We start from the raw sequence: 14,454 nt of genomic DNA on the forward strand, positions 1-14,454 counted from the left end.
ATGGACGCGCCCACCCTTCCCTTCGCCCTGCCGCTGATCGCGATCCTGCGCGGCATCACGCCGGACGACGTGCCCGCGCACGTCGGCGCGCTGGTGGAGGAAGGCTACGACGCGATCGAGATCCCGACGAACTCGCCGGAGTGGACGCGCAGCGTGCGCGTCGCTGCCGATGCGTTCGGCGGCCACGCGCTGATCGGCGCCGGTACCGTGCTGACGACCGCGGATGTCGATGCGCTGGTGGCCGCGGGTGGCCGCCTGGCGGTCACGCCGAACACACGCCCGCCGGTGATCCGGCATGCGGTCGAGCGCGGCCTGCAGGTCGCCGCCGGCGTCGCCACCGCGAGCGAAGCCTTCGATGCGCTCGACGCCGGTGCGCAGATGCTCAAGCTGTTCCCCGCTTCCGTCTACGGACCGGCCATGGTGCGTGCCCTGCGCAGCGTGCTGCCGCCGGTTCCCCTATTCGCCGTCGGTGGCGTCACGCCCGACACCCTCTCCGGCTACCTCTCAGCCGGCTGTCAGGGCGCCGGCATCGGCGGCGAACTTTACAAGCCCGGCCAGCCGGTCGAGCGCACGCGCGAGCACGCGCGACGCTTCCGCCAGGCCTACCTGGACCACGCCGCATGAAGATCGTCCGCGTCAGCACCTTCCACGCCGCACCGCGCTGGCTCTTCCTCAAGGTGGAGACCGACGAGGGCGTCACCGGCTGGGGCGAGCCCGTCATCGAAGGGCGGGCGAGCACGGTGGAAGCCGCGGTGCACGAACTGGCCGACTACCTCATCGGCCAGGATCCGGCGCGCATCAACGACCTGTGGCAGGTGCTCTACCGCGGCGGGTTCTACCGCGGCGGCGCGATCCTGATGAGCGCCATCGCCGGCATCGACCAGGCCTTGTGGGACATCAAGGGCAAGGCGCTGGGCGTGCCGGTGTACCAGCTGCTCGGTGGCCGCGTGCGCGACCGCATGAAGACCTACCGCTGGGTGGGCGGCGACCGGCCGGCGGACATCGTCGCGCAAATGCAGCGTTACCAGGCGCAGGGCTTCGATACGTTCAAGTTCAACGGCACCGAGGAGCTGAAGCTGATCGACAGCCCGCGCGCGATCGACGCGGCGGTGGCGAAGGTCGCGGCGATACGCGAGGCGATGGGCGACCGCGTGGATTTCGGCATCGACTTCCACGGCCGCGTCAGCGCGCCGATGGCGCGCGTGCTGCTGCGCGAACTGGCGCCGTTCAAGCCGCTGTTCGTCGAAGAGCCGGTGCTGCCGGAACAGTGGGAGTACTACCGCCCGCTGTCCGATGCGACCTCGATCCCGCTCGCCGCGGGCGAGCGCATGTACTCGCGCGCGGAGTTCAAGCCGGTGCTCGCGGCCGGCGGGCTGGCCATCCTGCAACCCGACCTGTCGCACGCCGGCGGCATCACCGAGTGCGTGAAGATCGCCGCGATGGCCGAAGCGCACGACGTCGCGCTGGCGCCGCATTGCCCGCTGGGCCCGATCGCACTGGCCGCCTGCCTGCAGGTGGACTTCGTCGCGCACAATGCGATGCTCCAGGAACAGAGCATCGGCATCCACTACAACACGGGCGCAGACCTGCTGGACTACGTGCTCAACCAGGAGGATTTCCGCTGCGACGACACCGGCAGCATCGCCGCGCTGCCGAAGCCCGGATTGGGCGTGGAGATCGACGAGGACCGCCTGGTCGAAGCGCACCGGCATCCGCCGCGCTGGCGCAACCCGTTGTGGCGGCATGCCGATGGCAGCGTGGCCGAGTGGTGATGCCGTGACCACGGCGCTGGCGACCCTGGCCGTCGACAGCCGCTGCACGCTGGGCGAAGGCATCCTGTGGTGCGATCGCCGGCGCGTCCTGTACTGGACCGACATCCTCGCCGCCGAGCTGTGGCGGCACGATCCCGACAGTGGCCACACGCACACGTGGTCGCTGCCCGCCCCGCTGGGCTGCCTGGCGCTGGCCGAGGACGGGCGCCTGCTGCTGGGCCTGGCCAAGGGCCTGTACGCAAGCGATGTCGAAGCGCAGCTCACCAGCCGAGAACTCGCCCTCGAGCGCCTGGCTGACGTCGACGCCGACGACCCGATGAGCCGCGTCAACGACGGCCGCGCCGACCGCCATGGCGGTTTCGTGTTCGGCACCAAGAGCGAGCACGCCGACCTGCGGCCGACCGGCCGCTTCCATCAGTACACCGCGGCGCATGGCCTGCGCGAACTCGCATTGCCGCGCGCCGCGATCCCGAATTCGATCTGCTTCGACGCCACCGGCACGCGCCTGTACTTCTGCGATTCGGTGACGCCGCGGATCCTGCATTGCCGCTACGACGCCGCGACCGCGACCGTGTCCGACGTCGGCGTATTCGTCGACCTCGACGTGCCCGGCGCGGAGCCCGACGGCTCGATCGTCGATGCCGAGGACGCCGTGTGGAACGCGCAGTGGGGCGCTGGTCGCGTGGTGCGCTATCTGGCGGACGGCCGCATCGACCGCATCGTGACGGTGCCGGCCCCGCAGCCGTCGTGCTGCGTGTTGCGCGACGACACGCTGTACGTGACCAGCGCACGCGTCGGACTCGACGCCGTGGCGCTCGCCGCGGCGCCGCTGTCGGGCGGCGTGTTCGCCCACTGCCTCCCGCGCGCGCTGGCGCGCGCGACCGACCGGGTGCGCCTGCCATGATCGCCGTCGACTGGGGCACCAGCAGCCTGCGCCTGTACCGGATGGCCGACGACGGCCAGGTGCGCGAGCGCCGCCGCAGCGACCAGGGCGTGCTGGCGTGCGCTGGTCGTTTCGGCGATGTGCTCGCGCAGGAAATCGCCGGCTGGGACGATGCCGACATCCTGCTGTGCGGCATGGTCGGCGGACGCGGCGGCTGGCACGAGATGCCGTATCTCCCGTGCCCGGCCGGCAACCATGCGCTGGCGATGGGCATGCAGCGCTTCCATCCGCCCGGCTTCGACGACCGCGCGCTGTGGCTGGTGCCCGGCCTGCGCGACAGCGATTCGGACAGCGTGCCCGACGTGATGCGCGGCGAGGAAACGCAGTTGGCCGCCCTGCTCGATGCCCTGCCCGGCGGCACCCATGTCGTGTGCCTGCCCGGCACCCACAGCAAGTGGGTGACGGTGCGCGACGGCCAGGTACAGCGCATCGCCACCGCGATGACCGGCGAACTCTTCGCCCTGCTGCGCCAGCACAGCATCCTCGGCCGGCTGATGCCCGCCGGCGATGCGCGCTTCGACGGTTACGCCTTCGACGCCGGCCTGAAGCGCAGCGCGGAGGGCGGCGGCCTGCTCCATCATCTCTTCGGCGTACGCACGACGGGTCTGTTCCAGCAGTTCGCCGAACCGGCACTGCCGTCGTACCTGTCCGGCCTGCTGATAGGCCACGAGCTGCGGGCGTCGGGTCTGCTTTCGCACGCGCCGCGTCCGGCACAGGTGCACCTGATCGGCAACGATCGCCTGCTCGCGTCCTACGCGCACGCACTGACCACCCTGGGCGTGGGCGTGCAGCGCCATCCCGAAGACCTGTCCGCGCGCGGCCTGCACGCGCTGTGGGCCCGGCGGACCGCGACCGCCCCCTACTAGTAGAGGAAAACCGGATGCTGAAGCACTGCGCGTGGATCCTGGCGGCATGGTTGACGATTGATCCCGCATGGGCGGGCGATGCGGTCTTCCGCGAGGTGCGCTACCACGGCGACGATGGCGGCCCGGCCGTGGGAGCGGACGCGTATCGCAATCCGGTCGTCGCGGGCTTCTACCCCGACCCATCCGCGATCCGCGTCGGCGACGACTTCTACCTGGTGACATCGACGTTCGGCTATTTCCCGGGGCTCCCGATCTTCCGCAGCACCGACCTGGTGTCGTGGACGCAGGTCGGCAACGCGATCCACCGTCCCGGGCAGATCAACTACGGCGAGAAGGAAGAACTGACGCGCGGCTTGTTCGCCGCCACCCTCGCCCATCACGACGGCACGTTCTACATCGCCAACACCTGCTTCTACTGCGACCGCGGCAACTTCGTGGTGACGGCGAAGGATCCCGCCGGACCGTGGTCTGACCCGATCTGGCTCGGCGTTAGCGGCATCGATCCCTCGCTGTTTTTCGACGACGACGGCAGCGCATGGGTGGTCCATAACGACGTGCCCGACGGGAAGCTCCGCTACGACGGCCATCGCGCGATCTGGCTGCAGCGCTTCGACTTCGCGAAGCGCGAACGCGTCGGCACGCGCCTGCTGCTGGTGGACGGCGGCGCCGATCCGGCGACGAACCCGGAACATGTCGAAGGCCCGCACATCTTCAAGCACGACGGCTGGTACTACCTGACCGCCGCGGAAGGCGGCACCGGTGAGCAGCATGCGCAGATGGTCTGGCGCAGCCGTGCGCTCGCCGGCCCGTATCAGCCCGCACCCTCCAACCCCTCGCTGACCCAGCGCGACCTCGACCCGAAGCGCGCCGATCCAGTGACCTCCACCGGTCATGCGCAGTTCGTCAAGCTCAAGGATGGCACCTGGTGGGCGGTGTTCCTCGCCACGCGACCCTATCGCGGCAATCAATACAACCTGGGCCGCGAGACCTTCCTGCTGCCGGTCACCTGGAAGGACGGCTGGCCGGTGATCCTGCCACGCGGCGAACGCGTGCCGATGGTCGCGAAGCGCCCGGACCTGCCGCGCAACCCGCAACCGCTGCCGACCAGCGGACCGATCACGTGGACGGAGCGCTTTGAGGCGCCCACGCTGCCGCTGGCGTGGATGACGCTGCATCCGCCGCAGAGCCGCTGGTATGCCACCGGCAAGGACGGCCTGACGATCACGCCGGGCGCGATGCCGCTGGGCGCCTTCGGCACGGCGCCTGGCCAGCCGTCGTACATCGCCCATCGCTTGCAGCATCACGCAGCCACGCTTGAAACCACGCTGGCATCGTTCGAGCCCGCTACCGGCGAACTGGCGGGCCTCGTCCTGCTGCAGAACGAATACGGGCACTACGTGCTCGGCGTCGAACGCGATGAACGCGGGCTGGCCGTGTCGCTGTACCGGCGCAGCGGTCGCGAGGGCGCGAAGGAAGGAGATCGCCTGGCGCGCATTCCGCTGGACGAAGGCCACGGTCCGGTATCGCTGCGCTTCCGCGTCGACGGTCCGCGCCTGGATGCCGCGTACGCGCTGGCCCCCGGTGAATGGACGTCGGTCGCGACGGGCCTCGATGCCAGCCTGTTGAGCGTGGAAACCGCGGGTGGCTTCATCGGCAACACGTTCGGCCCTTACGCCGTCCGCCGCTGAGCGCACGCAGGAGATCGGCATGCCAGGCACGTCGCGTCGCGCACTCATCAAGGCCGGACTTGCCGGCTTGGCCACCTGGCCGCTGTCGTCGCGCGCGGCAGCGACCCTCCGCGCGCCAACGCACGCCTCGCAGGCCACCGGCGTGGAAGGCCAGCGCAAGGCCGATCTCGGCGACGGCACCTACCTCAACCCCATCGTCGCCGGCGATCGTCCCGACCCCACGATCCTCAAGGACGGCGACGACTACTACATGACGTTCTCGTCGTTCGACGCCTATCCCGGCCTGGTGATCTGGCACTCGACCGACCTCGTCAACTGGACGCCGCTCGCGCCCGCGCTGCGCACGCCGGTCGGTACCGTGTGGGCGGTCGACCTGTGCAAGCACGGCGATCGCTATTTCATCTACCTGCCGGCGCTGGCGCAGGGCGGCGCGTGGAAGATCCACGTCATCTGGGCCGACGCTATCCGTGGCCCCTGGAGCGCACCGGTCGACCTGCACATCGACGGCTGCATCGATCCCGGCCATGCCGTGGGCGAAGACGGCCGGCGCTACCTGTTCGTCAACGGCATCCGCAAGGTGCGCCTCACCGACGATGGTCTGGCGACGGACGGGGCGCTCGAACCTGCGTACCAACCGTGGCGCTATCCGGACGACTGGATCACCGAGAACTTCGCCCCGGAAGGCCCCAAGCTGACGCGGCGCGGCGACTGGTTCTACCTGGTCACCGCGGTCGGCGGCACGGCCGGTCCCGTGACCGGCCACATGGTGATCGCCGCGCGTTCGCGCTCGATCCACGGCCCGTGGGAGCATTGCCCGCACAACCCGCTGGTGCGCACGCAGAACGAGGCCGAGCCCTGGTGGTCGCGCGGGCACGCGACGCTGGTCGAAGGCCCCGCGGGCGGCTGGTGGATGGTCTACCACGGCTACGAAAACGGCTATCGCACGCTCGGCCGGCAGACGCTGCTGGAACCGATCGAATGGACGGACGATGGCTGGTTCCGCGCGCGCGGCGGCGACCTGTCGCGCCCCCTGCCCGTGCCGCGCGGTGGCAAAGCAGGCGTCGCCGGCATCGCGCTGTCGGATGATTTCTCGCGCGACCGGCTCGGCACGCAGTGGGCCTTCCAAGCGCCGCGACCGGACGAGATGCGACGCGTGCGGTATGGCACGAAATCGCTTCGCCTCGCCGGTGCGGGCACGTCGCCTGCCGACGGCAGTGCGCTGGCATGCATCGTCGGCGACCGCGCCTATCAGGCCGAGGTCACGCTGACGTTGATCGACGGCGGCGAAGGCGGCCTGTTGCTCTTCTACAGCCCGAAGGCCTTCGTCGGCCTTGGCTTTGCGCCCGAGGGCCTGCGCGTCTTCCAGTACGCGGAAGAGCAGACCTGGGCACGGCGAGCGATGCCGACGCGGCGCGTGCGCCTCCGCCTGACCTACGATCACCACGTCGTGACCTGGCATCACTCGCACGATGAAGGCCGCACCTGGAAGCGTCTGGACACCCGGATGGAAGTGTCCGGCCTGCACCACAACGTGTTCGGTGGCTTCCTCAGCCTGCGGGTGGCGCTGTACAGCGCCGGTGCGGGGACCGTCGAGTTCAGCGACTTCCGCTACCGCGCTCTCGCCTGACGCGTCAGGCCCCCGGTGTGTCGTGGTGGAAGTGCCGTTTGAACGGCACCTCGTCGTGCTTCGGTGCGTCCAGTTCCTGCGCATAGCGATGGCCGGCGTACACCGCGTGCGCGATGAGGCCGGGCGCCAGCGCGTCGCCGATGCAGGACACGGTGCGGATGCCGGCCCCCTCCCACTCGGCTTCGCGCTGCCGGAGCGCCTGATAGAGGGCATCGTCCGGTAGGCGCGCGGTCACGAGCACCACGGCATCGCACGTGAGCGACGCGGCGGCACCGCTCCACACGTGCTCCAGCGCCAGCGTGGTGTCGGCGTAGCCCGTGACCATGTGCGAGACACATTGCGCCACGCCGAGTTCGGCCATCCGCCACTGGATATGGCGGTAGTCCAGCGTGTTCGCGCTCCACGAGGCGATGGTGTCGTCCGGGGTGAGGTACGTGACCTCGCAACCACGCTGGCGCAGCGCCTCGGCGACGACGCTGGCGGTGTAGAAATAGTCGTCGTCGTAGACCGCCACGCGGCCTTCCGGCCAACGCCCGTCCATCAGGTCGTCCGGGGTGAAGATGCGCGGGTTGCCGACGAAGTCGGCGACCCCCAAGCCATGCGTGCGGCCGAACCCATCGCGCCGCCACTGGCAGCCGGTGGCGATGACGACATGGTCGGCGCCGAAGTCGAGTACGTCCTGCGCGGTGAGTGCGGAGTCGAGGTAGGTGCTGACGTTCGCCAGCTTGCCGATCTGCCCCAGCCGCCAGTCGCGCACGCGCGCCCATTCGGCCAGGCCCGGCAGCCGCGCTTCGCGGGTGACACGCCCACCCAGTTCGCGCCGTGCTTCGGCCAGATGCACCTCGTACCCACGCTGGCCCAGCGCGCGCGCCGCCTCCAGTCCAGCCGGACCGCCGCCGACCACCAGCACGCGCGCCTCGCTCGCCTTCGCGGCGATGCGCTCCGGATGCCAGCCCTTGCGCCACTCCTCGCCCATGCTGGGATTCTGGGTGCAGCGGATCGGCGAGATCGTCATGTCGCCGGACACGCAGATGTTGCAGCCGATGCATTCGCGGATGTCGTCGACGCGCCCCTCCTCGATCTTGCGCGGCAGGTAGGGGTCGGCGATGGAGGGGCGTGCCGCGCCGATCAGGTCGATCACGCCGCGACGGATCTGCGACACCATCGTGTCCGGCGAGGTGAAGCGGCCCACGCCGACCACCGGCTTGGTGGTGGCCTTGCGGACGAAATCGATGAAGGGTTCCTGCGCACCTTCGCGGGCGAAGCGCGACGGCACCGAATCGTTGTACCAGGCCGCGAGGTTGACGTCCCACAGGTCCGGCAGCTCGGCCAGCAGGCCGACGATGTCCTGCGCCTCGGCCAGTTCCACGCCGCCCGGACCCAGCAGTTCTTCGGTGGCGAAGCGCAGCGCCACGGCGCAGCGATGGCCGACCGCCTCGCGCGTATCCTGCAACACCTCGCGCAGCAGGCGCACCCGGTTCTCCAGGCTGCCCCCGTAGGCGTCGCTGCGCTGGTTGCGGCGCCGCTGCAGGAAGTGCATCGGCAACGACAGGTCGTGCGCGGCATAGACATAGACGATGTCCATGCCGGCCTTCATGCCGCGTACCGCCGCCTCGCGGTGCCAACGGCGGTACTCGGCGATGTCGCGCAGGTCCATCGCGCGCGCCTGCGCCGGGTAGCCGTACTTCGACGGCTGGTGCGAGGGCGCCAGCAGCACTTCGCGCGAATACAGGTTGGACGCGGTCGGTCCGTTGTGCGACAGCTCCACCGCCGCCAGCGCGCCATGCGCGTGCACCTTGTCGCACATCAGGGCGAGCGCCGGGATGTCGCGGTCGTCCCACAGCCGCGCCTCGACATAGGGCGTCAGGTCGCTGCTGGGATGGATCTCGCACTCTTCCGTCGAGACCACGCCCCAGCCGCCTTCGGCCTTCACTTCGCGCATGGCCGCGTGCGCCAGCGGCATCGCATGGCCCATGCCGTTGCAGTGCGGCACCTGGAAGAAGCGGTTCTTCGTCGTCACCGGCCCGATGCGCACCGGTTCGAACAGGATGTCGTAGCGCGGATCACGCATTCCGTACCGCCCGGCCATGACGACGGCGCAGCAGGAAGTACAACGGCAGGCCGGCCACCGTCAGCGCCAGCGCCAGCCAGAACGGCTGCGACCCCATGCCGATGAAGGCGAAGACCGTATAGGCCGTGCCCAGCACCGCGGCGACCAGCAGGTCGCGCCCCGCATCGCGCTGGCCGCGCCACCACAGCACGCCGAGGGCCAGCGAACAGCCCAGGTACAGCGGCAGGTTCGCGGCGGTGACCACGGTGCTGAGGAAGGTGAAGCCCGCCACCGCGGATTCGCTGTAGTTCATCAGCACCATCGCACTGGCCAGCGAGGCCGTCAGCACCAGCGCCGCCGTGGGTGCGCCAAACGCGTTGGTGCGCGCGAAGACCTTCGGCATCGTGCCGTTGTCGGCCATCGTGCGCATCATTTCGCCACTCAGCAGCGTCCATGCGTTCAGGGCCCCGAGGCCACTGACGACGACGAACAACGCGATCCACCGGCCCGTGCCCTCACCTGCGAAACGCTCCATCACCAGCGCGAACGGCGCGCTCGACTGGGCGAGTTCGGCATGCGGCAGCAGCAGCAACGGCACGGCGGAGACCACGAGGTAGATGGCGGCGGTGATGCCGGTGCCGGTCAGCGTCGCGCGCGGAATGGTGCGACCCGGGTCGTCGACCTTCGCGGCGGGAATCGTCGCCGATTCGATGCCCAACATCGCGAACAGCGCCAGCGTGGAGGCCGCCATCGCATCGCCCAGGCTGATCGGCTTCGCCGGCGGGTGCGCGGCATACGACGCCGGCGATTCGATCAGCATCCAGGCGCCCAGCACCGCCACGGCCAGCATCGGCAGCAGCTTCATGACCGTGGTCACCACCTGCACGCGGCCGCCGCTGCGCACGCCCAGCAGGTTGACCCCCACGAACAGCCACAGCACGCCGAGGCCCAGCACGGCCGGTTGCACGCGCGCCAGCGGCGGGAAGATCGCCGCGGCGTAGCCGGCCACACCGGTGGCCAGCGCCGCGAGGGTGATCCAGTTCGACACCCAGTACGACCACAGCACCGCATACGCCGGCAGGCCGCCCAGCGTGTGCTCCACGTAGCCGTAGGGCCCGTCCGCACCGGGCAGCAGGCGCGCCAGGCGGGCGAGCACCCGGGCCAGCGCGAGGCAGCCCAGCACCGTGATGCCCCAGCCCAGCAGCGCGTTGTAGCCGAACGGCGCCAGCGAGGCCGGCAGCACGAAAATGCCCATGCCGATGGTGTTGCCCACCACCAGCGCGGTGCAGGTCCAGAAGCCGATCGTCCTTCCGTCGCGCGGCGGCGTGGGCGGCTTCAATACGCGGCCCTCAGCAGGGTGTGGAAATGCCATACGCCGCTTTCCCGCTTCGGGCACAAGCGTCCTGCGTCGTAGAAACCGGACGCCAATCCCTGCTGCACCGCTTCGCAGATGCGGATGTCCTCGTCCTGCACTTCATCGCTGAAGGCCTGGTCGTTGGCGATGCGCGCCAGCGCCGCCTCGTCCTGCGCGTAGTAGTAGTCGAACTCCACCCGGCAGCGCTCCGGCCCCAGGGGCAGGATGCGGTTGGTCTGCAGGCGCCCCGGCATGATGTTGAGCATCACGTTGGGAAAGACGAAGTAATAGAACGCATCGCCATCGCCATAGACGTCGCCGCTGCCGCGCAGCGGCGAGTGCTGCAGCGAATGCCAGGGGAACAGCTCCGTGTCGTAGGCGCGGTAGTCGAGCACCTTGGACAGGCCCGGGTGCACGTGCGGCAGGTGGTAGCCCTCGAGGAAGTTGTCCACGTAGACCTTCCAGTTGCACGCGATGTCGTAGCTGTCACGGCGGTGGAAGCGCATCGCGGCCAGGTCGATCGGCGCGATGCGCTCTGCGATGCCGGCGTAGACGTCCTCGAACGGCGGAACGTTCTCGTGCAGGGCGACGAACACCAGTCCCTGCCAGGCGTGCACGCGCAGCGGCGGCAGGCGGATGTCGGCGACGTCGAAATCCACGGCGCCCTGCATCTCGGGCGCACTGCGCAGCTGCCCGTCCAGCGTGTAGGTCCAGCCGTGGTACTTGCAGTGCAGCGCGCGTGCGCCCTTGCCGTTGCACAGGGCCAGCGGGCCCGCGCGGTGGCGGCACACGTTGGGGAAGGCGCGCAGCACGCCGTCCTGGCCGCGCACCACCAGCACCGGCACTCCGCCGACGCGCTCCACGACGTGGTCGCCGGGGTCCGCCAGCTGCTCCTGGTGGGCGACCAGCTGCCAACTGCGCTGGAACACGGCCGCCTGCTCCATCGCCAGCGTCGCCTCGCCGGTGTAGTAACGGGCGGGCAGCGCATGGGCGCGCTCAAGGGGAATGGCGGTGCTCGGCATGGCGTTCCCGTCGGTGGTGGTCACGCCGCAACCCGGGTTCCCGGGCGGCGCCGCCCAAGCCTACGCGGCGCGAACGGGCCCGGCAACGAAGCGCCCCGGGGCGGGGCAGGACTTTGCCGTACAGCGGAACAGGCGCGCCGTCAGGCGTCGCGTTCGGCCGCCTCGCGATCGTTCTCGCGCATCTCGTACCACATGCCGTTGAGGATGGCGAAGCTCGCGGCGAGGCCGGCGCCGAGTATCCAGGAGAAGTACCACATGGTCGTTCCTCAGTAGGCGTTGTGGTTCTGTTCCATGCTTTCCGCACTCACCTTGCCGCGCAGCACGCGGTACACCCAGGCGGTGTAGAACAGGATCAGCGGCAGGAATACGCAGGTCGCCAGCAGCATCACGAACAGCGTCATGTGGCTGGACGACGCATCCCAGAGCGTGAGGCTGGAGCCGGGATGGGTGGACGAGGGCAGCAGGAACGGGAACACCGCCAGGCCCTCGGTCAGGATGATGGCAGCGATCGCCAGCGCGGAGGCCAGGAACGCGGCCATGCCGCGGCCGGCGCGCAGCAGCCATGCCGCGGCGAGCGAGCCGGCCACGCCGAGGACGGGGAAGAGCCAGGTCCATGGCATGGCCTGGTAGTTGGCCATCCATCCGCCACGCGTGCGCGCCACCTCCTTGAACAGCGGATTGGACGCTGCGTCGGCCGCCGGCGCCGCCACCACGGCGTAGCCATCCAGGCCCAGCGCCAGCCACGCGCCGGCCGATACGAACAGCACGACCGTCGCCAGCGCCGCCCACGCGCCGAACCGGCGTGCCCGCGCCGCAACCGGCCCCTCGGTCTTGATCACCAGCATGCTGGCGCCATGGGCCACCAGCATCGCCACGCTGACCAGCCCGCACAGCACCGCGAACGGGGACAGCAGCGCGAAGAATCCACCGGAATAGTGGATACGCAAGGTCTCGTCGAAATGGAAGGGCACGCCCAGCAACACGTTGCCCATCGCCACGCCGAACACCAGCGCCGGCACGAAGCCGCCGACGAACAGCGCCCAATCCCACGCCGCACGCCAGCGCGGGTCCTCCACCTTGCTGCGGAACTTGAAGCCGACCGGCCGCAGGATCAAGGCGAACAGGATCAGGAACATCGCCAGGTAGAAGCCGGAGAAGCTCACCGCGTACAGCGCCGGGAACGCCGCGAAGATCGCGCCGCCGCCGAGGATCAGCCAGACCTGGTTGCCTTCCCACACGGGCCCCACCACGTTCAGCACCAGCCGGCGCTCGGCATCGGTGCGCGCGACGGCGGGCAGCAGGGTGCCGACGCCCAGGTCGAAACCGTCCATCACCGCGAAACCGATCAGCAGGACGCCGAGCAGCAGCCACCAGATGAGGCGGAGCGTGGCGTAGTCGAGGGGAATCGTGTCCATGTCGTCCTCCTGTCAGGGTGCGGTCGTGGACGCGGGGGCGAGCGGTGCGCCGGCCTGGTCCGGGTGCCGCCCGCCGCCCGGGATGTCGTCCGGCCCCTTCAGGATCACCTTGCGCAGCAGGTACACGTCGATGACGGCGAGGGTCGTGTACACCAGCACGAAGCCGGTCAACGAAATGACGACCTGGTGCAGCTTCAGTCCGGACGCCGCCAGGAAGGTCGGCAGCACGCCATCGATGGCCCAGGGCTGCCGTCCGTACTCGGCGATCAGCCAGCCCGCCTCGATCGCCAGCCATGGCAGCGGCAGGCTGTAGAGCGCGAGTTTCAGGAACCAGCGGTAGCGGTCCAGCTTCTGCACCGTGGCCAGCCAGAACGCCACGGCGAAGAAGGCGATGAAATAGAAACCGATGCCCGCCATCAGGCGGAAACTCCAGAAAAGCGGCGCCACGCGCGGGATGGTGTCGGCCGCGGCGCGTGCGATCTCCTGCTCGGTGGCGTTGCCGATGTCCTCGCGATAGCGCTTGAGCAGCAGCGCATACCCCAGGTCGCGCCAGTGGTGGTCGAACACGGCCTTGGCCTGCACGTCGCCGCGGTCGGCGCGCAGCTGCTGCAGCGCCGCGTACGCGAGCTGGCCATTGCGGATCCGGCCCTCCGCCCGTTCGACCAGTTCGCCGATGCCCGGGATCTCCGTATTGAACGAGCGCGTGCCGATCAGGCCCATCACCCACGGGATATGCACCGCATAGTGGTTGGCGCGCGCCTCCTGGTTGGGGATCGCGAACGCGGTGAATCCCGCCGGTGCAGGCTCGGTCTCCCACATCGCCTCGATGGCGGCCAACTTCATCTTCTGGTTCTCGCCGGCCACGTAGCCGCTTTCGTCGCCCAGCACCACCACCGACAGCGCCGCGGCCAGGCCGAAACTGGCGGCCACCGCCATCGAGCGCTTGGCCAGCTCCACGTGCCGTCCCCGCAACAGGTAGAACGCGCTGATCGACATCACGAACACCGCACCCAGCACGTAGCCGGCGCTGACCGTGTGCACGAACTTGGCCTGCGCCACGGGATTGAACAGCACCGCGGCGAAATCGGTCACTTCCATGCGCATGGTGGCCGGATTGAACTCCGCCCCCACGGGGTACTGCATCCACCCGTTGGCGATCAGGATCCAGAGCGCGGAGAAATTGGTGCCCAACGCCACCAGCCAGGTCACCATCAGGTGCTTGACCCGCGACAGCTTGTCCCAGCCGAAGAAGAACAGGCCGATGAACGTGGCCTCCAGGAAGAACGCCATCAGGCCCTCGATGGCCAGCGGCGCCCCGAAGATGTCGCCCACGTAGTGGCTGTAGTAGGACCAGTTCATGCCGAACTGGAACTCCATCACGATGCCGGTGGCCACGCCCATGGCGAAGTTGATGCCGAACAGCGTGCCCCAGAAGAGGGTCATGCGCCGCCAGATGTCGCGTCCGGTCATGACGTAGACGCTCTCCATGATGGCGATCATGAAGGACAGCCCCAGGGTCAGCGGCACGAAAAGGAAGTGGTACATCGCCGTCAGCGCGAATTGCAGACGGGACAGCTCGACGACGGTCATGTCCGGCATGGGGATGCGGCTCCCGGTTGTCTGACGGGGATTCTAGCCCCGCCGCTGTCATGGGCAGGGGCGACCATCTGTCGCACCCCCCGGCGCCCCGACCTGCGGCATCCTGCGCGCCCCGCGG

The 14,454-nt window shown here is 69.5% G+C and carries 11 protein-coding genes and 1 pseudogene; 6 read left to right on the top strand and 6 right to left on the bottom strand.

Annotation, left to right across the window (positions count from 1 at the left end; translation table 11 throughout):
- Genes BLT45_RS16925 through BLT45_RS16950 form a run of 6 tightly spaced genes read left to right on the top strand, consistent with a single transcriptional unit; the run spans position 1 to position 6,896 of the window.
- On the top strand, positions 1-624 hold the full coding sequence (locus BLT45_RS16925; protein ID WP_093303566.1) for a 2-dehydro-3-deoxy-6-phosphogalactonate aldolase: 624 nt from the start codon (positions 1-3) through the stop codon (positions 622-624).
- Complete coding sequence (gene dgoD, locus BLT45_RS16930; protein WP_093303570.1) at positions 621-1,772, top strand: galactonate dehydratase; 1,152 nt, start codon at positions 621-623, stop codon at positions 1,770-1,772. The genes BLT45_RS16925 and dgoD overlap by 4 nt, the downstream gene beginning before the upstream one ends.
- Before the next feature lie 4 nt (positions 1,773-1,776).
- Complete coding sequence (locus tag BLT45_RS16935; RefSeq protein ID WP_254771939.1) at positions 1,777-2,676, top strand: SMP-30/gluconolactonase/LRE family protein; 900 nt, start codon at positions 1,777-1,779, stop codon at positions 2,674-2,676.
- Positions 2,673-3,581 (top strand): 2-dehydro-3-deoxygalactonokinase, encoded by a 909-nt coding sequence (locus BLT45_RS16940; protein ID WP_093303578.1) that lies wholly within the window; start codon positions 2,673-2,675, stop codon positions 3,579-3,581. Before BLT45_RS16935 ends, BLT45_RS16940 begins: the two co-directional genes overlap by 4 nt.
- Positions 3,582-3,595: 14 nt before the next feature.
- On the top strand, positions 3,596-5,269 hold the full coding sequence (locus BLT45_RS16945; protein WP_093303581.1) for a glycoside hydrolase family 43 protein: 1,674 nt from the start codon (positions 3,596-3,598) through the stop codon (positions 5,267-5,269).
- Between the two features lie 19 nt (positions 5,270-5,288).
- Positions 5,289-6,896: a family 43 glycosylhydrolase gene (locus BLT45_RS16950; protein WP_093303584.1), complete on the top strand. Its 1,608-nt coding sequence runs from the start codon at positions 5,289-5,291 to the stop codon at positions 6,894-6,896.
- A gap of 4 nt (positions 6,897-6,900) precedes the next feature.
- Here the strand turns inward: BLT45_RS16950 and BLT45_RS16955 are convergent, their stop codons facing one another.
- The 6 genes and pseudogenes from BLT45_RS16955 to BLT45_RS16980 all read right to left on the bottom strand — a co-directional run.
- Complete coding sequence (locus BLT45_RS16955; RefSeq protein ID WP_093303588.1) at positions 6,901-8,967, bottom strand: oxidoreductase; 2,067 nt, start codon at positions 8,965-8,967, stop codon at positions 6,901-6,903.
- Complete coding sequence (locus tag BLT45_RS16960; protein WP_093303591.1) at positions 8,960-10,318, bottom strand: APC family permease; 1,359 nt, start codon at positions 10,316-10,318, stop codon at positions 8,960-8,962. Before BLT45_RS16960 ends, BLT45_RS16955 begins: the two co-directional genes overlap by 8 nt.
- Complete coding sequence (locus BLT45_RS16965) at positions 10,282-11,322, bottom strand: aromatic ring-hydroxylating oxygenase subunit alpha (RefSeq protein ID WP_093304308.1); 1,041 nt, start codon at positions 11,320-11,322, stop codon at positions 10,282-10,284. The genes BLT45_RS16960 and BLT45_RS16965 overlap by 37 nt, the downstream gene beginning before the upstream one ends.
- Positions 11,323-11,462: 140 nt before the next feature.
- Entirely contained in the window at positions 11,463-11,579 is a 117-nt protein-coding gene (gene cydX, locus BLT45_RS16970) for a cytochrome bd-I oxidase subunit CydX (RefSeq protein WP_093303594.1), read from the bottom strand.
- A 9-nt stretch (positions 11,580-11,588) separates the two neighbouring features.
- A complete protein-coding gene (gene cydB / locus BLT45_RS16975) occupies positions 11,589-12,737 on the bottom strand; it encodes a cytochrome d ubiquinol oxidase subunit II (protein WP_093303599.1) in 1,149 nt (382 codons plus the stop codon).
- A gap of 87 nt (positions 12,738-12,824) precedes the next feature.
- Positions 12,825-14,336: pseudogene (locus tag BLT45_RS16980) on the bottom strand (cytochrome ubiquinol oxidase subunit I); the annotation flags it as partial.
- Positions 14,337-14,454 lie beyond the last annotated feature (118 nt).

Origin of the sequence: Pseudoxanthomonas sp. CF385 (assembly GCF_900104255.1) — a bacterium.
Classification (GTDB): Bacteria; Pseudomonadota; Gammaproteobacteria; order Xanthomonadales; family Xanthomonadaceae; genus Pseudoxanthomonas_A.